Here is a 25144-nt window from a genome sequence, read left to right as displayed (position 1 = left end):
TCACTCTGGATATATCGCCTTATTTTTTGGTTTCGGGATCAAAAAGCAATAAGCCTCCACCTTCTGTACCGATCCATATTTGATGATTTAAACCCTCCTGAATGGCCCTGATGGCAAAGTTAATTTTTGTATAATGATGTCTTTTATTAATTGGATCTATTTCAATCAGTTCCGTATAGTTCCCAGCCCAAAGTCTGCCTTTCGAATCCTGGAGCAGGCTGTGAATATCTTTTAACTTATGATCGAAAAGTTCAAATTTATCAGCACTTTTATTGTAACGGTATAATGCGCCACCTTTTGTTGTGCCTACCCAAATATTTTGTTTTTTGTCTTGATAAAGCTTCCAGATATTAATATCATCGATGCCTTTAAAAGTATTATGACAGTTATAGTGGACAAATTTTCCGGTTGTTTTATTAAAACGGTCTATCCCTCCGCTAAAACTGGCCACCCAAACATTGTGATCTGCATCATTTAAAATACTCGTAACAAAATTACTCGTTAAGGAGTTTGGATCGCTGGTTTTAGCATAATTAGTAAATATATTTTGCTTTCGGTTCCAAACACTTAAACCACCTCCATCAGTTCCAATCCAAATGTTTTTGTTCTCATCTTCACTAAAAGAGAGCACAAAATTGTTAATTAAGGAATTTCTGTTTAATGGATCATGTTTAATCGTGGTAAACTGCTCATTTTCCGGATCAATGATATTAACCCCTCCACGTAAGGTAGCTATCCACTTTCTGGATTCGCGGTCTTCGTAAACCTGTGCAACAGAATTACTGCTTAGTAAGCCTTTTTCTTTTCCTGCAGGCAGGTAATTCGTCTTTTGATTTTTTGTGTCGTAAACGGTAATTCCTCCCCCATCGGTCGAAATCCAGAGTTTTTGTTTCCGATCAAACAACAAATTCATAATATTCTCATTACTTAAATGCTGGTTGAACCTGGTCAGGCTACCTTTGGTTTTATCAAGCTGAAAAAGTCCGCGTTCTGTTCCAACCCAAAGCATTTGGTTAGTACCTTTGGTCATGCAAGTTACCGAGCGCACCGCAGTATTTACTAAACGAAGTATGTTTTTATCATGATCATATCTACAAAGCCCAACATCTTTTATAAAAAGCCAGAGGGTTTGATTTTCATCTACATATAAAGCTTTTACCGTAAAATCGAAATTTTTACCAAATGGGATCCGTTCTGCTGTGCCACTATTCTTTTTGAGCATGAAAAGACCCTTTTCTTCGGTGGCCACATAAACCACTGAAGACTTACTTATTGCAATTGAATTAATCGCATCACTTACTTCAGTTTTTATGCCTTTATTAAGGTAAATCAATTGATGAAACTTGGAATCGGCATAATCATAATATGAAATTCCTTTTTGTGTACCTACCCAAACCCTGTTATTCTCATCTCCGTTCAATACGGTAATATGATTATTTACCAATGAATGTTCGTCTCCCCACCCATTTCTGAAAACCTTGAAATGATAGCCATCGTAACGGTTTAGTCCGTCATAGGTCCCCATCCACATGAAGCCATAATGATCCAGATACAAAGAATTTACCACATTATTAGACAAACCGTTTTCTACCTCCAGGTATTTAAGGCGAACAGTTGAAGACTGGGCAAAACCAATACCAGCACCCATCCATAAAAATAGCATGAAGGAGGCAGTTTTTTTTGTATAAGAAACATAGAGAAAACAGTACTGAAGTATTATTTGGTATGGAACGAATATACATATTTTCTTAAACTCCATTAGCTGGTATGGTTTAGGATTAAATAGCTAAAAGCGCAAGATTTCTACTACACTAACGAAGTAAATTAACTTAGTATAAGAGAAGCAGTTTAAAAAAATCACTTCACATCAGAATGTCCGAGATGTTTTGTAGGACTGACTTCATCACGAATAAGCTGTTTTAGTTGTTTAATTTCAGGAAAACCTTGCATCTGCTTTCTATCGAAAATTAGTTTCCCGCCAACATGAACCGTAAAAACGCCAGATGCTTCACTCGGAATTAAAGTTACGCCCTTCACCTCGTCTACAAAAGTTGTTAAAATTTCTTGTGCCATGTAAGCCGAACGTAACATCCAGCCACATTTAGGGCAATACGTAATATTAACAAGTAGTTTTTCCATAGATTTTTTTTACAAGGGTACAAAAAATTTGGAGTGATGGAAAATGGAGGTATTAGATGATAACAGACAAAATTGGGCGTATAGTAATGCGAGTGAGTTGGTGATACATTAGACGATGGCAGAAAAAGCCTGATCACCTTCTCAAGGCCAATCCTACTACAACACTTCCCTAAATTTTTGAACCTGTTGTAAACCTTGATTTGACCACGAAACAGTTTTTTTGCCAATTGGGCTGAAACGCTTAAACGTATGCGGAATCAATGTTAAAAATTTTATGATTCTTTTTATGCTGTTTCCTTTTCTTCCACCAGATGATAAAACCTGTAATAGGTAAACTTGCCGCTACCAAAGCTGCCAGAAGAGAAATAATTTTATTTGGAAGACCCAAAAGTCTGCCCGTGTGCAGATCATAATTGGTGGCTTCTATTAAATCGGCACCGTTAAAATCTTTATACAGTTTGGCCCTGATCATTCTACCAGTGGCTTCCTCATAAAAAAGGTATTTTGTTTGCGCGCCCAACGGTAAGGATAAATCATTCTTAACCGCAGTTCGCCTTTACCACGCAGCGAAAAACTAGTGGAAATCGCACCGGGATATTTAATTTTAGCCTCAGTGTAAATTTTATTGTAACGTACAGGTAGCGAATCGATATGCGTAGGATTGGCTGAAACGATAGCTTTGCCTTGCCCTAATTTACTCCCGGTAAAAAAGCTGGCTGCATTTTTCACCTCTTTAAATGCAAAGTATAAACCGCTCAAAGCGGTAATTAATAATATAACTGACGCATAAAAACCCAGTACATTATGCAAATCGTAATTCAGTCGTTTAAATGATGCTTTTCGTTTAATGGTTAACGATTGTTTTAATAAGCGCATTTGGCTAGGAAACCAGAGTATTAGTCCGGTTATCAGCATCAGTATAAAAATAACTACCGACCACTCTATAATAAACTTCCCGGTTTTACCCAGCAATAGCGAGGTATGGACATGCTCTACAACCTGGAGCCAATCTTCGCCTCCTTTTTTAACCAAAGAGGCATTATAGGGGTTAAAATAGTAAACCTTACCCTTTTTACTGGTAAGTTCTACCGTTGCATTTGGCAAGGCATCTTCAATTCTGATCAGCCTTAATTCATCTTTCGGCGAAAGTTTTTCGAATCCTGAAATAACTTTATCTAAACCTATAAAAGGCTTCTCCTGAAGTCCCACATAGCGGAAATCCTTTTGTGTAAAATCCCTGATTTCTTCTTCAAAGATATACAGCGCACCAGTAATACTAATAATAAATACCACCAGGCCAGTTGCCAGGCCGAGCCAGAGATGAATATTCCTGATGGTATTTTTAAAATCCCTTTTCTTCATCGCTTAAAAGCATAGCCTAGTGAGAGGTTAAATCTGCGTCCATTCCCTCTCACATAATTTACATTGCTGCCATAAAACTGGGAAATAGCAGGGTAATAAACTTTATTCAATAAATTTTCTATTCCTAACGATAGTTTTAATGGTTGTGTAACCTGATATACTGCTGCAACGTTAAATAAGTTGAAGGCTTTCACCGGTCCTTCGCCGATTAAATATTTACCAGCAGCATTGGTTTTAAAACGGTCGCGATTTCCTACACGCATCCAGTTTACATCCAAACTTAAGTTTTTAATGCCTGAATACTTAAGATAAACTGTAGTTTTTGAAGGTGGGATACGCGTTGTGTTTAAGTATACATCTTTCTCTCCGTTAAAATTACCGTCATTATCTACATCCCCTTTACCTTCTAATTGTGCATAATTACCACCGATACTCAGCTCACGTAGTAATTGATAATCAGCCTGGATTTCAAATCCATATACACGCTCTGGAATACGTTGAGAAATATAGGTACCATTTACCTCTAAAAGATTGGCGCCCAGTTTAGAAGTGCTGTAGTAGTAAGCAGCACTGAAATTCAGTTTACCTAAGCTGCTGCTAAAACCCGCTTCATAATTGTTTACGATGATTGGTTTAGTTTCTAATTGAGACAAAGTATTACTTTTTGCTGCCCTTAATACCCTACCTAACTCAAATACCGAGAACGACTGCGCATAACTGATAAAAGGATTAAAAAACTTGAATTTTGAGTAACGTGCTCCGGCATTAAATACCAAAGCGTTGTAGTTTAATTTACCGCCCTGTACAGCTATACTTCCGGCACCATTCGCACCAGTAGCCAGGGTATTAAAATCATCTACATCAATGTTGATATTTTCGACTCTCAGGCCTCCTTTTATGGTTAAATCATTAATTAAAGTTGCAGAAGCCTGTAAGTAGGGTGCAAAGTTCACCATATTCATATTAGGCACCCATAAACGACCATCAGTTAAACTTTGAGCAGTTTTATCATTCATTAAATCCAAACCATAGTTCAATTGCATTGGTACCTGGTCTGTAACATTAAAAGGTGTATTCAGGTTAACCCTTGCTCCTTTTTTGGTAGAAGTAATAGCCGACTGACCGCTTCCGAAAAATGATGCTGAATTAGAATAAATGGTATAAAAGTCCTGATAATATACATTGGCCGTTAAATCAGTTTTACCAAAAATCTGCTGACTGGTATATTGTAAATTAGCATTATGGTTAAATCTTGTTCCCTCATCTTCCCCCAGTCTTGTGCCATAAATGCCTATAGCGGGCGATTGACCGTAAACGCCATCTTTGGTCTGGTATTTAGAATGTTGCCTGGAACTAAAATAATTGTACATTACCTGTAAACGCTGTTTTGGAGTAAAGTTATACCCCAGTTTTACAAATCCGTTGTAAGATCTGGTTTCGCCCAAACCATATTCCGGAGAGATAACCAGGCCTTCAGCATCGCGAAAAACACCAGTTTTTTCGAACATCCCGCTTACCAGGTAATCGAATTTACCTGTTTTACCATAAAGCTGTTGCGAAAAACGGTAGCCAATAGTACTGTCGCCTTTCAAATTTCCTGTAATTCCGGCTTGAGAATAGCCTCCGAATGATTTTCCGTTATCCGCCTTTTTAGTAATATAATTAATTAAACCACCTTCTGCACCATTACCATAAATAGCGGTGGCGCCTTTAATCACTTCAACACGCTCAATAACTGACGGATCTATACTGCGGATATCTCTTCCTCCTGCTCTTAGCGGAGTAGATTGTGGAATACCATCAATTAATACCAAAACACTTCTACCACGCAAAGTCTGACCAGAGTTACCAGTTTGATTGGTAGAAAAACCTAATCCCGGTACACTATATGAAAGTATGTTGGCCAAATTTGGACTAATGGTTGATTGTGTATTTAATTCCTTAGCGGTAAGCACCGTTACTGATGATGGTGTTTGTGATAATGACTCTGGCCTTCTGCTTGCCGAAACAATTATATCATTTAGTCCTTCAGTCTGTTCTCTTAAAACAAATGTTACCCAGGTTGTATCATTTGCAGTAACTGATACACCTTGCTCAAATGTATCGTAACCTGTAATAGAGACCTTAATCTGATGGTTTCCAATAGAAACAGTATTTAATTTAAATGCACCTGTTTTATTAGAAGTGGTCTTAATATTCTGTTTTTTAACCTGTATATTGGCAAAGGGTATTCCGTTTCCTAAAGAATCTACAACTTTTCCACTAATTGTTCCTTTACCTGTTTGTGCAAAAAGGGTAATTGTGGATAGCATAATAAGTGCTGTGGCTAAAAATTTCAGGTATAGGTGTTTCATGCAATTTATAAATTTCGGCAAAGCTAACATTATTTAGACTCGTTAAAAATAATAATTTGAAAAACATCGCTGATCGGTGTTTAATCATGCATCATTTTAAAAAAATAAGGCAAAAGGTTTAATTTATTTGATATTTGCGTTAAATCATATTGAGTAAAAAAGATGTTGGAAACAAAGATTACGTACGCAATGATCACCGGAGCCAGCAAAGGTATTGGCAGATCAATAGCCATTGCGCTGGCCAGGAGAAAAATCAATCTATTGCTTATTTCCCGCTCAGCTGATGAATTAGGTATATTACAAACTGCCATTAAAAACGAATATGGAGTTGAAGTGCATATCCTGGCAATTGACCTTAGCCAGGCTCAAGCCCCTAAAGCTGTATATAGCTGGATAACCGAAAAAAATTACGCCATCCATATCCTGATTAATAACGCAGGCTACGGATTGTGGGGGAAATTTGCAGAACTGGACTTAAGCGCCCAGTTAGAAATGTGTCAATTAAATATGACTACAGTAACTGCATTGTGCCATTTATTGCTTCCAATCCTGTCAACACAAGAAAAAGCATATATTCTGAATGTATGCAGCACTGCAGCCTATCAGGCGGTACCAACTTTAGCCATTTATTCGGCAACTAAAGCCTTTATTTTATCTTTTACCAGGGCATTAAGATTCGAACTTAAAGATGGTCCGGTTTCAGTAAGCTGCCTGAGTCCTGGTCCTGTTGATACAGGTTTTGCACACCGCGCCGGACTGGATGCTTTTAACAAAATGGCAGAGAAATTTAATATGAAACCCGATGAAGTGGCCGAAATTGCCATAAAAGGATTGTTCTCCGGGAAATCTGAAATTATTCCAGGTTTTACCAATATCATCAGTGTATACGCCAACAGGATCCTGCCAAAGGGATTTATCGAAAAAATGGCCGCAGGGATTTATAAAACTTAGTTCCATGTGTAGTCAGATGGAAATATTTGACTAATCGTATACCTCATTCCCTAAATTATCCTGTTTGATGTATGAATGTCGGATGGGAACATCCAACACCACTGATATGCTATCAAAATTGATTTGGAAATGAACAGTTCTGTGTGCTTGGCATTTTTAGTCCCGCATTCCATTGCAAGTCCGCACTCGTTCCTCGTTTACGGGCTTTTCATTAAATTCGGGTTTAGGAACAAAGGTTTGTGCACTATGCAACCCTAAAAATGAAATATTGTTTAGGCCATTTAGCCCCGGGTGCAGCGATACCCTGTAGCAAGGAGGTACGACGAAGCGAAGCGTAAAGCGAAACACGGGAACAAAGTACCCTATTACGACTACAATTGCGCTCCAAATATTAAAAGATCTATTTTTAATTTAATAAAATATCTGATTATCAACCAATAACACATAAAACCCCAGGGGTTGCAGTCTGATGTTACCATCTGACTGATCGTATACCTCATTTCCGTGAATTACTATTTCGATGTATGAGTGTCGGATGGTAACATCCAACACCACAGATAAAATTAAAATAAAACGGCTCTAGTAGTCTTTTTTTGCACACCTCTACCCTGCCGTAACTCCTTCCCGAAAAAATTATTTTAAAATATTTCAAATAAAATTCTTTGGAATATTAAAAATATGTTACGTTTGTATTAAACACTACTAATTCCATAGACTATGTCGAATAAAACAAACATGTTTTATTTTCCTCCAGTACCCAACCACTCGCCAATGCGAATGTGCTGTTGCTGTGCATAACTCTATCTCCAATTTATCCTTTTCCTAAATCTTTTAAATTTTTACACATGGCCACATCGTATCCAACCTTTACCTTATCTGAACAATTAACACAAGAACAGCTTGATTTTTTTAACACAAATGGGTTTATCCATTTCAAGAATTTCATCAAACCAGAAACAGTTTCTTCCATTATCGACGCTTCTAAACAAATAGAACAAAAATGGATACAGCAAGATGTTAAAAAAATAAACGGCGTGCCGATTAAATACGGGAAAGATCTTGATGGCTCAGCAATTGTACAACGGTTTGCCTTTATTAATCAACAGCATCAAACGCTAAGTGGCCTCCTATTAGATCCACGCTTTAACGCATTACTTCAATTGGCTGGCGATGGCGCGCGTTTAGGCACTGAAGAAAAAGACGGCATGGTGTTTAACCACTATATAAACGGACCAGAAAGCAAATTCAGTAAAATGGGCTGGCATACGGATGGTTTAAGAGATATCTTCTACGGCACTAAACTAAATCCGATGTTAAATGTAGGCATTCACCTGAGTACTTTAAAGCCTGAAAATGGCGGATTAAAAATTATCCCCGGCACTCATAAACAAAGTATTTACCAAATGCTCTTCCGCAAGAAATACTTCCTTGATAATAAACCTGATGCTGAAGAAGTATCGATATTGCCAGAAGCAGGAGATTTAACCATCCATGATGGAAGGCTGTGGCACAGGGTTGCAGAATCGGCCATACGTGGCGAGGAAAGCAGGAGGCGTGTAATTTACGTACCCATCATCGCAGGTAAATATGCCCCAAAAAATGAGAATAGTCCAACAGTATTTTATCAGCGCTTCGCCGGAATTGTAAAATAAATTTATGTTATTTGCCCTATTGTTTACTTACCTGGTCAGATCGGGGAAGCTAAAGCGAATGGCTGATTATTCTAAAGGTATTCCGAAGAAGATCAGTTTAAAATTTTACCGACCAGAAACAGCCATTCTCTTTGGCGTAATTTTGGCTGGCACTTAAATTGGAGGCTATTATTAAACTAAAAGAAGACCATTCAGATGGCAAAAGGGTATTTGCAGACCGCGAGAGGACAAATATTTTAAGAAAAGGCGAACAGGGACTGATCTTATTTTTGCTTCAAAGGATTCCTAAGTGGATCACGCCCAATATGATGACAGGTATTGGCATGTTCGGATCACTGATTGTGTTTTTAAGCTTTATTTTGGCTGGTTTTTATGCGAAAAATTATTTGCTGATCGGAATTTTAGGTTTCATGATCAACTGGCTTGGCGATTCGCTCGATGGCCGGTTGGCGTACTTTTGTAAAATCCCACGGAAATGGTATGGCTTTGCGCTCGATATTGTGATGGATTGGCTCAGCATTATTCTGATCGGTTTGGGCTATTATTATTATGCTGATGGTAATACACGGATTTTCGCATTTCTTTTTGTGGTATTGTACGGTTGGTCGATGATTATTTCTCAACTGCGTTATAAAATCACAGGCTTTTATCAGATCGATTCTGGCTATTTAGGCCCCACAGAATTACGCGTAATTATTTCGCTTATCTTAATTGCCGAAACCTTATTTACCAATGCCATTACTTATTTCGCAATTGCTATGGTATCGCTGTTATTGGTGATCAATATTATCGATACGTTTAAACTTTTGAAAGCCGGCGACGCTAAAGATAAGGAGGAGAAGCTATAATGACCTGGGCATCTGTCAAACTTTTCCTCAAAGCTCAGGTATCGGCTTTTTCTGGCGGTGTTACCGATTATGGATTAATGGTACTGCTAACGGAATGGTTTCACATTCACTTTACCATTTCTATTTTAATTTCCGGAACCCTGGGTGGGATTGTCAATTTTTGTATTAACCGTTTTTGGGCTTTTAAAAGCATTGATGGGTATCACAGCTCTACCAGCGGCCAACTCATTCGTTTTTTCACGGTAGTTCTGGGCAGTATTTCATTAAAATCAGCAGGCACCTATTTATTTCATCAAAGCTTAAATGTAGATTATAAAATCGGCAGACTTTTAATTGATAGTATCGTTTCTTACGGCTTTAATTATCCGCTAATGAAATATTGGGTATTTAAAATTAATAGTCTTCGTAATGATGAAGCTGATGAAGAAGATTATTTTGAAACAATTGGCGAAGAACAAAGGGTTTAAGGGCTTGCTTCTACCCTTACGGTATGGTGAAATATAATTTCTTCTACCAAAACACATTAACAAACGTTTGCGCTTTATTTGTTAATCAGAACATTCTAGATGGTCTCTGATTGTCATTGTTTCAGGCGAGGTACAGCGTGTAGTCGAAAACCGCGATCGCTTAGCAAAGCTAAATCTAATCAGACAGATCTCCTTTCCAATTTATTATCCTGACAAAAATGCGTACACTATAGGCTTTAACACCGTGATCGCGTTACATAAGATAGCTATTGGATCAAAAGGACGAAATTATAAAGGTAAAAGAATGTCCAGTTCAAATAAGGGGTATAAAAACTGAAAACATGCCTTTATCATCTTAGTTCAATATTGTTTTAGCTTCGTTCACTCTATTTTCATTAATTTTCTTAATAATCTCTTCAAATTCCGATTGTTTTGCCGTGTACTTATTCAGTAAATCGATCTGATTTAAGCCCCGCACCAGGTTGTGTTTAGGATAATTCGTTTTATAATAGATATCGCCATTTAAGAAATCGGTAATGAACCTTACCGCCTGCATGTAAATCATAAATTTACCCGAATAGATAAAGAACTGTTTTTCAGTAAAGGCCAAAACCTGGTCCATTTCTTCCATATAACCTTTATGTATTGCGGCAAAAACGTCTTCTCTAATGGCTATTTTATTAAAATCTTTTTCTTCTTCATTGGCTTCAGAGAGATAGGTACGCATCATATCACCGACATCGCTAATAAAGTATCCCGCCATTACGGTATCCAAATCAATTACGCATAAACCCACTCCGGTTTCGGCCTGTAGCAATACATTACTAATTTTAGTATCATGGTGTACCACACGTAAATTAAGTGCACCGCTATTTATCATATCTACATACTGCTCTTCTATATCATAATGTCTGATAATTTCTTCAATAGCAGATTTTGCTTCACTCATCCTTTCGTCGCTAGCTTGTGCTAATGCTTTTTTAAACTGTTCTACACGTAAAGGCAGGTTATGAAAATCTTCAATTGTGGGCTTTAACTTTTGTACGTTAAAGGCACAAAGCATCCTTGTAAATTTACCAAACTGCCTGGCTGCATGGTAAGCCTGCTCAGGCTGATGTACAAAATCAATCGAGCAAGAATTTTCCACAAATGGAAAAATCCTGTAAAAATGATCGTCGATAACTACAAAATCAGAACTATTTAAAGTCTTAATTGGGGCCACAAATAGATATTTAGGAGCTGTTTGATCGAGATATTTTTTTATGGTCTCAATATTTTGAGCAATATTTTGAGGCTCGCGAAAAACCGCTGTATTTACCTCTTGCAAAATATAGGCTAATTCTTTACTGTAAACTTTCCAGGTACGGTTAATTAAACCCGAGCCGAAAGGTTCTATTTTAAATTTTTCTGCATTGAGTCCATAAGCACCTAAAACTGCTTGAAACATAAGATGGTAATATATATTTGAATAAAAATTGTTCCGGGCAACCCATTTGATCAACCTGAATAAAGTTACGTATTAAAATATGCGGGCAAGCCATAAGCAATACCCGCAACCGAGACTAAAAGCCACTATCATCTAAAGCGAAAGTATTTTTTCGATCCTTCCATTTTCCCCTGGTAAAATCAGGGAATTTCTGGGGCATATTACCTTTCTTCAACGATTTTGTCGATAGTGGGGTGATTACACTCATTGTTACCGAGTCATATACATCAATTGGTGTTTGTTTTTTCTGTTTTACTGCCTGGATAAATCCATTAAATACAAACCAGTCCATACCGCCATGACCTGCTCCCACAGCCTCTGCTTCATATTTTTTCCAAAGTGGGTGATCATATTTGGCAAACCACTCTTGAGCAGGATCCCAGATATCATCTTTCTTTGATTGATGATCAATGTATACTGATTTATTTACATCCATCCAAAGACCTTTTGTTCCCTGCACCCTGAAACCAATCGAATATGGACGCGGCAAGTGTGTATCGTGACTTAACAAAACGGTTTCGCCGTTTGCACAGTTAATCATGGTAGTAGTTACATCACCGTTTTTATAATTGATTTTGGCATTTGGATGTCCGGGAGACACTTCTTCTACATAAGCTGCCAATCCTTTGGCTTTAGAGCTGAACGATACCAGGCTGGTAAAACTATTTCCCCTGTTAATGTTAGCATATTGCATTATTGGGCCAACACCGTGGGTTGGATATAAATCACCATCCTGATCGATGTTAAACTGCGTACGCCATTGTGCCTCGCTTAAGGCTTTTTGGCCGTACTCTACCCCACCCCCATAATAATCTTTACCATTGTTAAACAGTACGTTTCTTAAGTTATGCTGGTAGCCACCTTCAAGATGCACCAATTCCCCGAAAAGGCCTTGCCTAACCATGTTTAAAGCCGCCATTACATCTCTACGGTAGCAAACGTTCTCTAAAGTCATATAAGGCATCCCTGTTTTTTCAGAAGTGTTTACAATATCCCAATGATCCTGGACTGTTAAACCAGCAATTACTTCGCAACCCACATATTTACCTGCTTTCATGGCATCAACCGCCTGGTCGCGGTGAAACTGCCACGGCGTTGCTATAATTACGGCATCAATATCTTTACGATCTAAAAGTTTTTTATAAGCCTCTAAGCCTCCGGTATATTCTGTTGCAGCAGGTTTGCCTTTTTTGGCTATAAAATTACGGCAAATTTTAAGTGAACTTTCCTGGGTATCGCAAATTGCCACAATTTCTACATCATCTCTCAAGGCACCTTCAGAGATGTGGCTCATACCACGCGCACCTACCCCAATATAACCTAATCTTACTTTTCCACTGTCTGATGATGCAAATAAACTTCCGGTTGGCAGGATGATTAAGCCCGCAGCCGTAAATGCACCATTTCTGATAAACTCTCTACGTTCCATTTGTGTTTTTTAATATTATTGTTTAGTTTTTAATTGATCTGGTTAATACTGAACAAACGTTTTACTAGCTATTCTTGCTCATTTTATATTAAGACCTGCGCGCGCAGGTAAACTGATTGGCTGTTTTTTTGTAACTATTCCACAATAAGTAGGCATAAATCATATTTAAATCATGCCTTTCGCCATTTGCAAACGTTGTTTCCATCCGGCTTTCCGTATCAGGACAATCTGCATTTCTCTACACCTTATCAGATATGGCATGCCACTAAGCTCAAAAGATTGGATATCTATTTCTTTTTGGCCCCGGCTATTTAGGCATAAGCCAAGTAATAGCCTTAATACAAGTATTTTTTGAAGCAAACGGATAAGCATTTGTGCTGTTTTTTGGTTTTATTGATTTGTATTTTTTAAAAGTAGAACAAGCAAATGAGCATTACAACATAAATATCAGCGCAAACGATTGACTAATTTTTAGATAAGCTGCTTTATCCGGACCCAGATTTAACAGCTCATTTAATTATCCATTTCCGATATCCTGATTAGCAGATATGGATTAAAGAATGTTTTGTCTGGCAAGTAGGAACAAAAAAGGCAGCCTAAAATTTGAGGCAAGGCTGCAAAATAAACAATCAGGGGAAAAGTAACCAAAAGCAAAATAGACCAGAAAAATGGGTCAATAACCCAAGTTTTGTTGGCAATGAAAACATGGCCTGTGTAATTATTTAAGCAACTACCTGACACTAGAAATGTGATCGGCGGATAATCTCATCAAGTTAAGCACTGCGGTCGTTAGTCTGAGCATAGTCGAAGACTTTCCTGAGATTGATAATTCGCAAATAGATACCCTTTGATTACGCTACAAAAGATCGTCATTATAAGGAGGAACGACTAAGCAATCTATCATGCTAGTGATCCTTGCTATAGGTCGGAACAGGCTGTCGGCTGAAAAAGCCTTCTTATAATGACGATTCCTCGCCGAAACGTTATGCCTTATTACTAAAGATGGACGGATCAGAAAATTTTAGCAGAGCTTTGTCTATTCATTATTATTATCCACTTCAAATAAATACCAACATAAATTAGTACAACTAAAGGAAAAATAGGGTGTATCAACCAATAAATAACCTAAATTAAGCGAATTGAGACCTGCCTGTCACTAAATGGCGCTATCTTTTTACAAACCTAAGGCTGCCTTCAATTTCACGTAGCCTGTTTTACTTACAGGCAACCAGATATCAGACTTTAGCAAAACCACATAACTATCCTTCTCTTTTAGTTCTATTTTAGTTACCTGAGCCAGGTTAATGATGTAAGACCGGTGTATGCGAATAAACTGGCTCACATCAAGCGTTTGTTCGAAATAAGCCATGGTTTTGTTTTTGTAGAAAGCGCCATCAACGGTACTTAATTTCACATAATCATCATCAGCCTCCAAGTAGTTGATATCGGCAACAGGAATAATCTTAATTACGCCGTCTTTTTTAACCACTACCCTATTGTTTTGAGCCGGACTTAAAGCTGCAGCATCCAAAACAGCCTCTGTATTTTCGGTTTGATTTAATTTGCCCGGTAACTTTTTAAGAGCAGCATCGAAGCGCGACTTATCAATCGGCTTAAGCAAATAATCTACCGCATTAACTTCAAAAGCTTTAATGGCATATTCATCAAATGCTGTGGTAAAAATTACCGCAGGTTTATCTTCCACCAGTTCGAGCATTTCGAAACCACTGATTTTAGGCATCTGTATATCAAGAAAAATTAAATCAGGCTTATGAAGGGTAATGGCTTTTAAACCTTCAAACCCATCACCACATTCTGCTACAATCTCTATTTCTGCATGATCTGAAAGGTAATATTTTACAATATCTCTCGCTAAAGGCTCATCATCAATTAGTATTGTTCTGATCATTTTTTTGTGGAATTTTTAGGGTGGTAATATATAAATTATTTGCCTCAATATCGGTTTGTAATAAATGGGTATTTGCAAATAACAGATATAACCTGCGTTTAATGGCACTTAAACCAAATCCTGTGCCTCCGGCAGCTTTCATCTCCGGATCGAAAGGATTTTGTACGCGCAACTGTAAAATATTGTACTCTACAGTAACATCAATTTTGATTGTAATGCCTGCAGATGTGTTATACAGTCCGAATTTAATGGCGTTTTCTACGATAGGTTGCAATAATGTACCGGGCAGACAAAGGTTTAAGGTATCTTCGGCAACGTTAACTTCAATGTTTAACCTATGGCTAAACCTTACTTTTTCGATATCAAGATACAGCTGAATGTACTCCATTTCTTCTTCTACGGAAACCCATAATTCATCATCGCGTTTTAGGGTACCACGTAGAAAAGAAGCTAATTTTGTAATCATTACCCCCGCCTCTTTTGGGTTAACCATGGTAAGTGCAAATACCGAATTTAAACTATTGAAAAGAAAATGCGGCTGTAATTGGTGTCTTAACTTATTTAACTCAGCCTCTTTGGCTAAACTTTTAGCTGCCGATAGTCTTTCATGTGTTTCTGATTGTTCTTCTAACCTGTACCATAAAATATTAGCTAAGGCACACCAGGCTAAACACATAAAAGAAATTAAGCCTCTAAAGGCAAAAGAGAAATTGTAAAAATCTTTGTATTCTTTATAATCGGCAAAAATATAAAGCATGCTATATTTAGCGGCATAAATAATTACAAATGTGAGGGCCAGCGTAATAATCAGTACATAGAGAATCCGTTCATTTTTTGGCTGATAATAACCAAGCATATTGCTTAGCCCTATACAGGCCAATGCCAGCAAAAAGTTATTGATTAAGCTATCGGTTATCGCTATCCACCAGGAAAAATTAACTACATAATGCAATCCGGCACCACACAATACAGTCCACATTATTGCAATGGTTAACGATATTTTCTGTATTTGCGGAACGGATAAAGGTCTAGTTGTCAAAATCGTTTTGATTAGTTAATGATTGATTACGGTGCGCTAGCTTTTCCAGGTATTTTGTAACTGATTTAGGCTCAACAATCCTGGAACTTACTTCTACACCATCGGTAAGTTCTGCAACTTCCGATATTCCACCTACACCTAAAAACTTCCATATTACCTTATCTCCCTGGCAGTTATTAAAGGAAGGATTAAAATGTATGGCATTCAAATTAGCTTTGCTTAAGGCCTGTCTTATACTTTCTGCCTGGATTAAACGCGTTTGTTCATTAAATTGGGGTGTATGCTTTCCTTCACCACAAATTACCTGATAGATACAATTTACTGCAAACCATTTCATAGGCAATGTTTATAATAAATGTTTAGAAACTTTTAATTTCAATTCCGCCAAATAAAGCCGTTCCATCTAAAACCAATGTTTTTTTCAGCTCTGCTACCGGCATCACATGTGATCTTTTATCTTCAACGCTACCAAATAATGCCGTTACGTTCGATTTTATTGCCCAGTTTTGTGGTACAATTAATTTAATTCCTCCAAAAACGGCCGTTACATCAAGCGATACTGTTTCAGGAAAATCAGCCTGGGTCATTACAATATCGGCACCGCCAAAAACGGCCGTAATATCGCCACCCTGAAAGTTTTTAGTGTAAACAGTTTGATGGCTACCACCAAAAACAGCCATTACATCAATAATATCGTTATTATTTGCAGCGTTTTTATCGCCTCCTGCTTCAAAATTAAAATCGGCCTTGTGCTTATTTTTAGGTTTTTTCTTAAAAACCGACGCATCTTTCGGTCTGAAGATTAAAAAACCACCCACTATCACCAAACCAATACCTAATGCATATTTAGACAGGTCGAGATCCAGCCCGGGTATGCGAATTAAGGTATTGTATGCGCCGATCAAAATCAAGATCAGCCAGGCTATTCCCTTAAAGTTACGACGAACGCCGATAAATACACCAAGTAAAATTAAAAAATTAGACCAGCTGAATATCCACCCCGGAATCGCTAATCCCATATTGTTCAATAGAAATGCAAATCCGATGATGACTATGATGAAACCGCTCCAAACCCTTCCTGAGTTTTTAAGCTGGTTGTTATCGTTATTATTAATATTTTCCATTTGTGCTCGTATTTAATCATCCAAAAATATTGATAAACATCAGATCATAGTATATACAACATGTAAGAACTCTGTAAAAGACGGTAAGTGCCCTTATTTTATCGGTGAAAATTATTTTGCTATTTTGATGGCATGAAATTTCTCCTGCTAATGTTCGGTCTTGCTATTTCTACCTGCTTATATGCTCAGGAAATAAGCAGTCATTATAAGATATACGATGTAAAAAAACAAAAATCGATATCAACAGACGATATTGTTGCTGATATGGAGCAGGCAGATGTTTTATTTTTTGGCGAAGACCATAACGATTCTGTAGGGCACTACCTCGAAGCAACGCTCTTCAGAAAACTCCATTCAAAATATCCATTAAAAACGGCGCTATCTTTAGAAATGTTTCATACTGATGTACAACCTGAATTAGACGAATACCTGGCAGGGTTAATATCAGAAAAAAATTTTATCAAAGAAAGCAGGGCCTGGGGAAATTATAAAGATTACAGACCTTTAATCGAGTATGCCAAACAAAACAGGTTAAAAGTTATTGCTTCAAATGCGGCAACACGTTACAGTAATGCGGTTACACTAGGCGGACTTAAGGTTTTAGAAAATTTCCCAAAAACATCATTCAATTTTTTACCTCCCTTGCCTATTGATACGGCTCAGGGCAGATATTATGAAAAATTTACGGAAACTTTGGGTGGACACAGTATGGGTCCGATGAAAATTTATCAGACTCAAAATTTGTGGGATGCGACCATGGCCTGGTCTATCAATAAGTTTATTAAGGCAAACAGGGGCATAAAGGTTTTTCAACTTAACGGGCGTTTTCATAGCGATGAAAAACTGGGGACGCTGGCAAAACTCAAACAATTAAATCCAAAATTAAAAATCCTGAATATTTCGTCGTTTTCTGATGAAAGCTTTATCAAGCCCGATTGGGAGAAATTTAAATATCTTGGTGATTATATCATTCTTACAGATCCAAAGGTAAAAAGGAGTTATTAATCTGAATCAGTTAAAAGATGTTCAGCAGATATTTATTACTCGGTTCGTCACCCTGATCCATAGCTAGGGGATCCCATTCAGGGTCTGTTTTGCAGGAAGATAAAAAATGCTGACCACGCAGTAGCTACAAGACAATTGAAAACAATAGTTATACTTTTAAAATAAATTAAGCATAACGAAAGTACCTGAAAAAGAACCTATTAAAACAAAAAAGCTCCGTAGCCAGAACCAGTTTGCGGAGCTTTGGTTTTATGCTTTTGCTTTTAGTAAATCTCTGATTTCAGTTAAAAGCACTTCTTCTTTTGTAGGCACAGGTGGTGCAGCAACTGCTACGGCTTCTTCCTTCTTTTTCATTCTGTTAATTGCCTTAACCATAATAAAAACAATTAATGCCAACAGTAAGAAGTTTATCGCAACCGTAATAAAATTACCGTATGCAAATATAGCAGCATCCGGAGCAGCTTTTTTGGCATCTGCCAACGATGCTCCCTCCGGGATAAGTTCCGATCCTTTACCCATTGCAAAGTAAATGCTGCTGAAATCTGGCTTACCCGCCATAGCAGCAACTACAGGCATTATTAAGTCTTCAATTACACTGGTCACAATCTTACCGAAAGCTCCGCCAATAATAACTCCAACTGCTAAATCGAAAGCATTGCCCTTAATGGCAAACTCTTTAAATTCTTTTACAAATCCCATACGCTGTCTGTGTAGTTCTATTTATTTACTAAAATAGCAAACATTAAACTCAATGCAAATGTTTAGCAAATAATTTTAAAACCAAACATATCGATAGCATTTAGATCAAATCAGCATAATATCTGAAATCTATTGTTTATTTTTGCCCTATTCTTTTTTATTTACTATGCTAAAACAACACCTACAACAAAAATTATTACAAAAGTTATCACCACAACAAATACAGTTTATTAAATTGTTACAGGTGCCAACCGTTGCTTTAGATACCCGTGTAAAAGAAGAACTTGAAGAAAACCCTGCGCTTGAAGATCCAAGCTTAATGACTCAGGATGAGCCAAAGAGCGAATATGATGATTTAAATGATGGGCCTGAAGATTACGAACAACCATCAGAAGATACCAGCATGGATGAATTTAATGTAGATGATTATTTACAGGATGATTCGACCAACGATTACAGCACCAACTACAATAATGGCGACGATGATGAAGAGAAAAAGAAACGCCAATTGCCATAGAAAGTACATTTTTTGAAAGTTTACAAGAGCAATTAGACCTTATTCCCCTATCCGATCAGGATTTCATTATTGGCAAACAAATTATCGGCAGTTTAGATGATGATGGTTATTTACGCCGTCCCCTGGGCTCCATGATCGATGATCTTGCTTTTTCCCAGAATGTTATGGTTGAGGAAGAGGATGTATTGGAAATGTTAAAACTGATCCAAAGCTTCGATCCTCCGGGCATTGGCGCAAGAGACCTGAAAGAATGTTTATTGATCCAGTTAAAAAGAAAAGACCCGAACAATCCCATTATAGTTAAAGCAATGAATGTTGTAGAAAACTATCTGGATGAGTTTACACGTAAACACTACGATAAATTAGAAAAAAGTTTAGGCCTGGATAGCGAAGAGCTTAAAGAGGTGGTAAATGAAATTTTACGTTTAAATCCAAAACCAGGTGATGCCAATCAGGTTACAACCAAACAAATGCAGATTATTCCTGATTTCCACATCAGCAATAACGACGGCGTATTGATTTTAACATTAAATTCGAAAAATGCTCCTGAATTAAAGGTAAGCAGATCTTACCAGGAAATGTTTGAGCATTATGACAAAGCTGCATCCAAAGATAAAAAGCTAAAAGAGGCTGTTCAGTTTGTGAAACAAAAATTAGATTCTGCCCGATGGTTTATAGATGCGATTAAACAAAGACAACAAACTTTGTTAAAAACCATGAATGCCATTATGCACTACCAATATGAATATTTTTTAACGGCCGATGAGCGTAAAATGCGCCCGATGATCTTAAAAGATATCGCAGATAAAATCGATATGGATATCTCAACCGTATCAAGGGTCGCAAACTCTAAATATGTACAAACCGAATTTGGCACGTTCCTGTTAAAATCTTTCTTCTCAGAAGCTATACAGACCGAAAACGGTGAAGAAGTTTCGAATAAAGAGGTTAAAAAAATATTAGAAGACTGTATTGGCAACGAAGATAAACGCAAACCTTTGGCTGATGAAAAATTAACCGAAATTTTAAAAGAAAGAGGTTATAACATTGCCAGAAGAACGGTTGCGAAATATCGTGAACAAATGAATATTCCGGTAGCCAGGCTTAGGAAAGAACTTTAGTTCAGTTGGCAGTTTTCAGTTAACAGTTTTCAGTTGGCAGTTATTTATTTAAAGTATAGGATTTAAATTGCGAGCAAACCGTGTTGCGCTCCAAATGTAAATGGTGTATTTATTGTGATTGGGAAATGGGCAGTTCTGTGTGCCTGGCAGCTTAAGCCCCAACTTTCCATTACAGGTCCGACCCGTTGAATCGGGATTCCTCGCTTACGGGCTTTGCATTGCAATCGGGTTTGAGCACAAAGTTTGTGTACCCTGCAAACCCGAAAAATAAAAACTGCCCGGGCCATTTAGCCCCGGCTGGAGTGTTACCCTGCAGAGACGAGGTACGAGGAAGCGAAGCGTAAAAACGGAAGACGGGAGGACATTCCCTGTTTTATTCAGGCTTTGCGCTCCAATCGATAAGATATATCTGAATACCGATATATTACCACATTTTAATATAAGATGGCGCTTTGTAGATGTTATTCAGTAATAAACCCAACACAATTTCGTGGCTGCCGTTGCTTACCTGGTTTAACTGCGAAGTGGTAAAATCGTAAGAATAAGTCAGGTTAACCATTTTCCCAATATTGAAACCTGCCATTGCAGCAAAAGAATCGTCTTTACGATAGCTCCCACCTAACCAGATTTTATCTTTAAAAGCCAGTTTCAGGTTTACATCAACAGAAACAGGTGCAGGTGATACATATTTCACCATAATGGATGGGATGGCTGCTATTTCATCGTCGACAAAAAACTTATATCCTGCAGTAGCAAAATAATGCGGCACTTCTTTACCCAGATTATAGTTATTATCGCCTGTGAAACTTAGTTTCTGAGGTAAAATTTGCTGTACCGAAACACCTGCGAACATCCTGGCACCATACAACCATAAACCTATACTCAAATCTGGCTTTACCTGATTAATCAACGCCCTGTTCATTACAGGATCCGTTGGGGTATCAAAGGTAAGTGCATTTACATCTAACGAGATACTCGAAATACCTGCAGCTACCCCAGCCGATAAATTAAAATTATTACTCAACTGCAAATGATAAGCATAGGTAACATTGGCATCCAGTCTTTTTATCGGACCAGTTTTATCCAAAACAGCGGTTAGCCCCATTCCATGGTGAGATGGCGACGACATGTAGTTTTGCATGTAATTCCGGTCCATCGGATTCCCTGTTTGCTCCGGAAAAGAGGTTAGTACATTACTCCATAGCTGATTATCGCCCAGTGCCCAGTTTGCCGACACAAATGAAGTTTGAGGTGCGTCGGTAATACCCGACCATTGTTTACGGTAACCGGCTTTAAAATCGAGGTAATTTTCAATTCCGGACAGTGCAGGATTTAACAGGTATTGGTTAAAAATGTATTGCGTATACTGCGGCTTTTGCTGTGCAAATAAGTTAAATGTTGCAAAAAGTGCAAATATGATGATGAGTTTTTTCAATTTATCTGATTATGGTGAGTGGTCCGGTTATTGCTTTTCTTCCGTTACCCGGCCTAATGATATAGTAATAAACGCCGACCGGAAGAGGTTCATTCTGATAGTTACCATCAAAAGGTATTTTATATCCATTGCTAAAAAACACTTTATTTCCATTTCGGTTAAAAACTTCAACTGTAGCATTTGGATATGATTCTAAATATTTGATAATCCAGGTATCATTTACGTTGTCACCATTTGGTGTAAAGCTATTGGGTGGATTAATAGCCTGTAAAACTTTAATGAATACTTTTGAGGTTGTTGTACACCCCTCTGGCTGTGTAGTAGTCGTAAGTATATATTCTGTATCCTGATCTGGTGAAGCAATCGGATTCAATACATCTGTTTTGTTCAAACCAATCGACGGAGACCATTCATATTTTAAATTGGCACCTTCAGCTGTTGCAGGGATCTCGATCTGTTCACCAGCCAAAATATAAATCAATGAACCTGCATTGGCCACTGGCGATTTGTAGACTACAATGGTTTTTCTAACTGAAGAAGAACAATCGTTATCGCCTTTAAAAGTATAGGTGATGGTATGTGATCCAACTCCTGCAATTTTAGGATTAAAGGTTCCGTCGGCCTTTACGCCATCTCCAGCATATTCACCAGCACCTCCGGTCACTTCTTCCCCAGCTTTTTGCTTTCCCTGTGTGATAAGCACTGTTCCATCGGCTTCGCAAACGGCAGGTATATCATCAAACTCTAATTGCGGAACTGGTTTTAAGATAACTGGTTTCTCTACTTTCTCTAAACATCTTTCACCTGAATAAGCCACCAACTTAATATTAAAACTGCGATCAGTGGTACCGCCAAAAGTATTGTACTGGATCTCTATATTACTATCATCAGGATAAGGAATGGTTTTATAAATGCTGGTTTCATTCGGATAATCCCTATAAATTTCAATTTTCGTAATCCTGCCTGCAAAAGTAGTTGATGTATTTTTTATGATAATCTTATCGCTCACACAAACATTATCTTTTATGATATCAAAATCAGCAGTTTTAACCGCCCCGTTAACGGTGAAGGTAAGTGTTTTTGACATTTCACAATCACCTCCATTTTTAACAATTAAAGCTACGGTATAATCACCAGTAACAGTAGGCGAAAAAGAACCATCAAAATCAGTTGAGGTTCCTACTATATTATTATCAAAAGTAAAGGTCCAATGAGCACTTAAACCTGTTGTACTTCCATCTCCATTTTTGGAAGTATTTTTAAACTTAGCCATGCCATCGTTAACACAGAAGTCGGGTAGCTCAAATCCGGCTGAGGGAGGATTGATAATCGTTATAGGCTTTGGTAATGAGTTAACACAACCTTTGTCGCTTTCTGTAGTTAGTGTAACAGTATAAAGGCCTGCGGTATTGTATTGATGAGTGGGATGCTGTTCGTTAGATGTAGCACTTCCATCGCCAAAATCCCAGGTCCATTTCACTATTTTGCCTGTACCTTCTATCCTTGATTTATCAGTAAAAACAGTTGGTTTATTTGTACAGAATTCAGTCGCATCGAAATCTGCAAACGGGGTAGGATTTATCGTAATTTCAACTGGTTCTGATGTATTTGAACAATTCGAACCTGTAGTAACCGTTAATCTGACATTATATTTATCAGGTCTGGCGTAAGTATGCACCGGATGCTGTTCAGTAGATGGTGTACTTCCATCGCCAAAATCCCACAGCCATTTCGTTACTGCAAAGTCTTCAGCATTAGAAATGCTTAAATCATTAAATTTAGTATCCATACGTGAACAGCCAATTACAGGATCAAACTTTGCTGTGGGCAGATCGTAAATATTAAAAGTATAATTTGTGGTTAAATCACCAGATACACATGATGATGTATTGGGAACATGCGCTACAATTTCTAAGCTATGCTTACCCTTTTCTGCAAAAGTTTTATTGTATGGAGATTCGTAAGTAAATATACTGGTCCCATCTGGTAAAGTTTTCGTTTCCAGTAAATGCGTTGGCTCCTGATGAATTACAGCTTCATTATCCAGCGACCAATTAATGTATTCTGGTTTGTAAGGAAGTGAAATCTTAATATTATAATTTTCTCCAACGCATCCATTTTGTCCTTCTTCGTTTTTTGCGGTGTTAAATACGGTAAGATAGTTGTTGGAAGACAGATTTGTACCGGCAGAATAAGCATAGGATTCATGATCACCAAAACCGTAAGCCACAGCGTTAAAGCCATCACCGGCAGTTAATGTTATGCTTTCATCGTTAACCGGAATCTGCGTATAGGAGTAAATAGAATTCCCATTTAAAATGGTCCAAGCGGTATTTGGCGCCACGCCGTTATACCTAAATCCTGAGATGCTAGCTGTCTTAATTAAAACATTTACATACTTTTCTGTAATATCCTGCAAATCAGAAGAAAAAACAGTCACCCCTTTTATATTAAATTCAATCGGATTTAATATCACCATTTCCGGATCACCTGAAGTAGGGATTCCATTAGCAGAGGAACAATCTTGCGTTAAGGAATACTCAGCTACACTAATTAATTTATCAGCTGTGATAAAAGTGGAGCTGGTTAATTGTTCGCTTTCAATAGGTTCACCTTTATTAACAATATATGTAGTCCCATTATAAGTTACCCTTGTATTATCTTCTTGTGCAAGAATCCGTAAAATATATTTTCTATTGATAAAGGGTACGACACCATAATTTTTACCCCAGCTGTTTGTGGGATAAAGTTGCTGAAATAATGGATCCTGGGAGGAACCACAAACAATTGCAATTACTGAAGAACCTGAAAATGCCGCAAAACGTTTACAAGAAGATGTTGCAGGATCTGTTTCTACAAAAGTACCGGTAAGATCTTGTGTTCCATACGCTAAGTATTCATAAACATCACCAGCTTTGTTTAAGGTGATGGGAATTTTATTGCCATTTTTTTCATGCAAAATGATATCCGTATTATCTTCTACAGCTACCAGTGTTAAAAAATTATTGCCCCCGGTGCTCTGCGAAAAATTCATAGAGTAATAGGTCTGGCCTAAAGTTTCAAATGGCAAAATTAACGAAGCAGCAGATCTCGCCGCACCATAAATATGGGTATAAACAGAAACTTTTGGCTTACCATCGGTAACCTTAACATGTATCCCTTTATTTGTTAAAACCCGATTGGCTTCCGATATTCCATCTATATAAGCATTGGCTCTTGGAACATCAAACCTCACGGCTGTATTGGCTGGAATAGTCTTTGTAACAGGCACTGCATTCCCACAGGTTACAGTAACTTCAGAAGTAGATTTTGATGTTACAAAAACAGCAATATTGCCATAAGGGGTTACTCCATTAGTTGCTCTTGAGGGTACATGGGTAGGGAAAACTGTCCAAAAATCAGTTCCTTCATTAGATATATTTTGCCCGAATGTTTGGTTAAAAAACAAAGACACAAAAAAAACCAATAACCAATGCCTCTTCATTACCTATCAGCCTAATTGAAAACGTTATACATGTTGTTTGATATAGATATGCAATATACCATTAATCAAATCACAAGAAAAAACAATTATAAAGTTTTAACAATTTTAAGTGGTAAAAATCAC

General features: G+C 37.6%; 20 protein-coding genes and 1 pseudogene. 7 read left to right on the top strand and 14 right to left on the bottom strand.

All coding sequences use genetic code 11. The features are described from left to right. Positions 1 to 19 precede the first annotated feature (19 nt). The 5 genes from ACQ86H_RS11335 to ACQ86H_RS11315 form a co-directional block, all read right to left on the bottom strand. Positions 20 to 1663: a ligand-binding sensor domain-containing protein gene (locus tag ACQ86H_RS11335; RefSeq protein WP_431294910.1), complete on the bottom strand. Its 1644-nt coding sequence runs from the start codon at positions 1661 to 1663 to the stop codon at positions 20 to 22. Positions 1664 to 1857: 194 nt separating this feature from the next. Further along, positions 1858 to 2139, bottom strand: coding sequence for a SelT/SelW/SelH family protein (locus tag ACQ86H_RS11330; RefSeq protein ID WP_431294909.1), 282 nt, complete (start codon positions 2137 to 2139; stop codon positions 1858 to 1860). A gap of 241 nt (positions 2140 to 2380) precedes the next feature. Next, positions 2381 to 2611: a PepSY domain-containing protein gene (locus tag ACQ86H_RS11325; RefSeq protein ID WP_431294908.1), complete on the bottom strand. Its 231-nt coding sequence runs from the start codon at positions 2609 to 2611 to the stop codon at positions 2381 to 2383. Beyond that, entirely contained in the window at positions 2608 to 3501 is an 894-nt protein-coding gene (locus ACQ86H_RS11320) for a PepSY-associated TM helix domain-containing protein (RefSeq protein ID WP_431294907.1), read from the bottom strand. Before ACQ86H_RS11320 ends, ACQ86H_RS11325 begins: the two co-directional genes overlap by 4 nt. Next, positions 3498 to 5855, bottom strand: a complete 2358-nt coding sequence (locus ACQ86H_RS11315; protein WP_431294906.1) for a TonB-dependent receptor — start codon at positions 5853 to 5855, stop codon at positions 3498 to 3500. The genes ACQ86H_RS11320 and ACQ86H_RS11315 overlap by 4 nt, the downstream gene beginning before the upstream one ends. 162 nt (positions 5856 to 6017) lie before the next feature. Here ACQ86H_RS11315 and ACQ86H_RS11310 point away from each other — a divergent pair, with 162 nt between their 5' ends. The 5 genes from ACQ86H_RS11310 (at position 6018) to ACQ86H_RS11290 (ending at position 9773) form a co-directional block, all read left to right on the top strand. After that, complete coding sequence (locus ACQ86H_RS11310) at positions 6018 to 6806, top strand: SDR family NAD(P)-dependent oxidoreductase (RefSeq protein ID WP_431294905.1); 789 nt, start codon at positions 6018 to 6020, stop codon at positions 6804 to 6806. Positions 6807 to 7651: 845 nt separating this feature from the next. Then, entirely contained in the window at positions 7652 to 8458 is an 807-nt protein-coding gene (locus ACQ86H_RS11305) for a phytanoyl-CoA dioxygenase family protein (protein WP_431294904.1), read from the top strand. A 4-nt stretch (positions 8459 to 8462) separates the two neighbouring features. Then, complete coding sequence (locus ACQ86H_RS11300) at positions 8463 to 8615, top strand: hypothetical protein (protein ID WP_431294903.1); 153 nt, start codon at positions 8463 to 8465, stop codon at positions 8613 to 8615. A 1-nt stretch (position 8616) separates the two neighbouring features. Next, positions 8617 to 9306, top strand: coding sequence for a CDP-alcohol phosphatidyltransferase family protein (locus tag ACQ86H_RS11295; protein ID WP_431294902.1), 690 nt, complete (start codon positions 8617 to 8619; stop codon positions 9304 to 9306). Then, complete coding sequence (locus tag ACQ86H_RS11290; protein ID WP_431294901.1) at positions 9306 to 9773, top strand: GtrA family protein; 468 nt, start codon at positions 9306 to 9308, stop codon at positions 9771 to 9773. Before ACQ86H_RS11295 ends, ACQ86H_RS11290 begins: the two co-directional genes overlap by 1 nt. A 355-nt stretch (positions 9774 to 10128) precedes the next feature. Here ACQ86H_RS11290 and ACQ86H_RS11285 read toward each other — a convergent pair whose 3' ends face one another. The 6 genes from ACQ86H_RS11285 to ACQ86H_RS11260 form a co-directional block, all read right to left on the bottom strand. Then, a complete protein-coding gene (locus ACQ86H_RS11285) occupies positions 10129 to 11220 on the bottom strand; it encodes a phosphotransferase enzyme family protein (protein WP_431294900.1) in 1092 nt (363 codons plus the stop codon). A gap of 115 nt (positions 11221 to 11335) precedes the next feature. Then, positions 11336 to 12688, bottom strand: a complete 1353-nt coding sequence (locus ACQ86H_RS11280; RefSeq protein ID WP_431294899.1) for a Gfo/Idh/MocA family protein — start codon at positions 12686 to 12688, stop codon at positions 11336 to 11338. A gap of 1174 nt (positions 12689 to 13862) precedes the next feature. Continuing rightward, complete coding sequence (locus tag ACQ86H_RS11275; RefSeq protein ID WP_431294898.1) at positions 13863 to 14597, bottom strand: LytR/AlgR family response regulator transcription factor; 735 nt, start codon at positions 14595 to 14597, stop codon at positions 13863 to 13865. Then, positions 14575 to 15576, bottom strand: a complete 1002-nt coding sequence (locus ACQ86H_RS11270; RefSeq protein WP_431294897.1) for a sensor histidine kinase — start codon at positions 15574 to 15576, stop codon at positions 14575 to 14577. Before ACQ86H_RS11270 ends, ACQ86H_RS11275 begins: the two co-directional genes overlap by 23 nt. Positions 15577 to 15625: 49 nt before the next feature. Further along, complete coding sequence (locus ACQ86H_RS11265) at positions 15626 to 15973, bottom strand: DUF4288 domain-containing protein (protein WP_431294896.1); 348 nt, start codon at positions 15971 to 15973, stop codon at positions 15626 to 15628. Positions 15974 to 15995: 22 nt separating this feature from the next. Beyond that, positions 15996 to 16760, bottom strand: a complete 765-nt coding sequence (locus ACQ86H_RS11260) for a LiaF transmembrane domain-containing protein (RefSeq protein ID WP_138821826.1) — start codon at positions 16758 to 16760, stop codon at positions 15996 to 15998. Positions 16761 to 16892: 132 nt separating this feature from the next. On the opposite strand from ACQ86H_RS11260, the gene ACQ86H_RS11255 reads away from it, so the two are divergent. Then, on the top strand, positions 16893 to 17765 hold the full coding sequence (locus ACQ86H_RS11255) for a ChaN family lipoprotein (RefSeq protein WP_431294895.1): 873 nt from the start codon (positions 16893 to 16895) through the stop codon (positions 17763 to 17765). 249 nt (positions 17766 to 18014) lie between these two features. Here the strand turns inward: ACQ86H_RS11255 and mscL are convergent, their stop codons facing one another. Beyond that, positions 18015 to 18464 (bottom strand): large conductance mechanosensitive channel protein MscL, encoded by a 450-nt coding sequence (mscL, locus tag ACQ86H_RS11250; RefSeq protein ID WP_138821828.1) that lies wholly within the window; start codon positions 18462 to 18464, stop codon positions 18015 to 18017. 166 nt (positions 18465 to 18630) lie between these two features. Here mscL and rpoN point away from each other — a divergent pair. Beyond that, a pseudogene (gene rpoN / locus ACQ86H_RS11245) lies at positions 18631 to 20102 on the top strand (RNA polymerase factor sigma-54). A gap of 424 nt (positions 20103 to 20526) precedes the next feature. Here rpoN and ACQ86H_RS11240 read toward each other — a convergent pair. Together ACQ86H_RS11240 and ACQ86H_RS11235 are read right to left on the bottom strand one after the other, a co-directional pair. Continuing rightward, positions 20527 to 21537: a PorP/SprF family type IX secretion system membrane protein gene (locus ACQ86H_RS11240; RefSeq protein ID WP_431294894.1), complete on the bottom strand. Its 1011-nt coding sequence runs from the start codon at positions 21535 to 21537 to the stop codon at positions 20527 to 20529. A 1-nt stretch (position 21538) separates the two neighbouring features. Further along, complete coding sequence (locus ACQ86H_RS11235; RefSeq protein ID WP_431294893.1) at positions 21539 to 25021, bottom strand: PKD domain-containing protein; 3483 nt, start codon at positions 25019 to 25021, stop codon at positions 21539 to 21541. Between the last annotated feature and the right edge of the window lie 123 nt (positions 25022 to 25144).

This window comes from Pedobacter sp. P26 (genome assembly GCF_050632135.1).
GTDB lineage: Bacteria > Bacteroidota > Bacteroidia > Sphingobacteriales > Sphingobacteriaceae > Pedobacter.
This window is presented reverse-complemented; position numbering and strand designations above follow the sequence as displayed.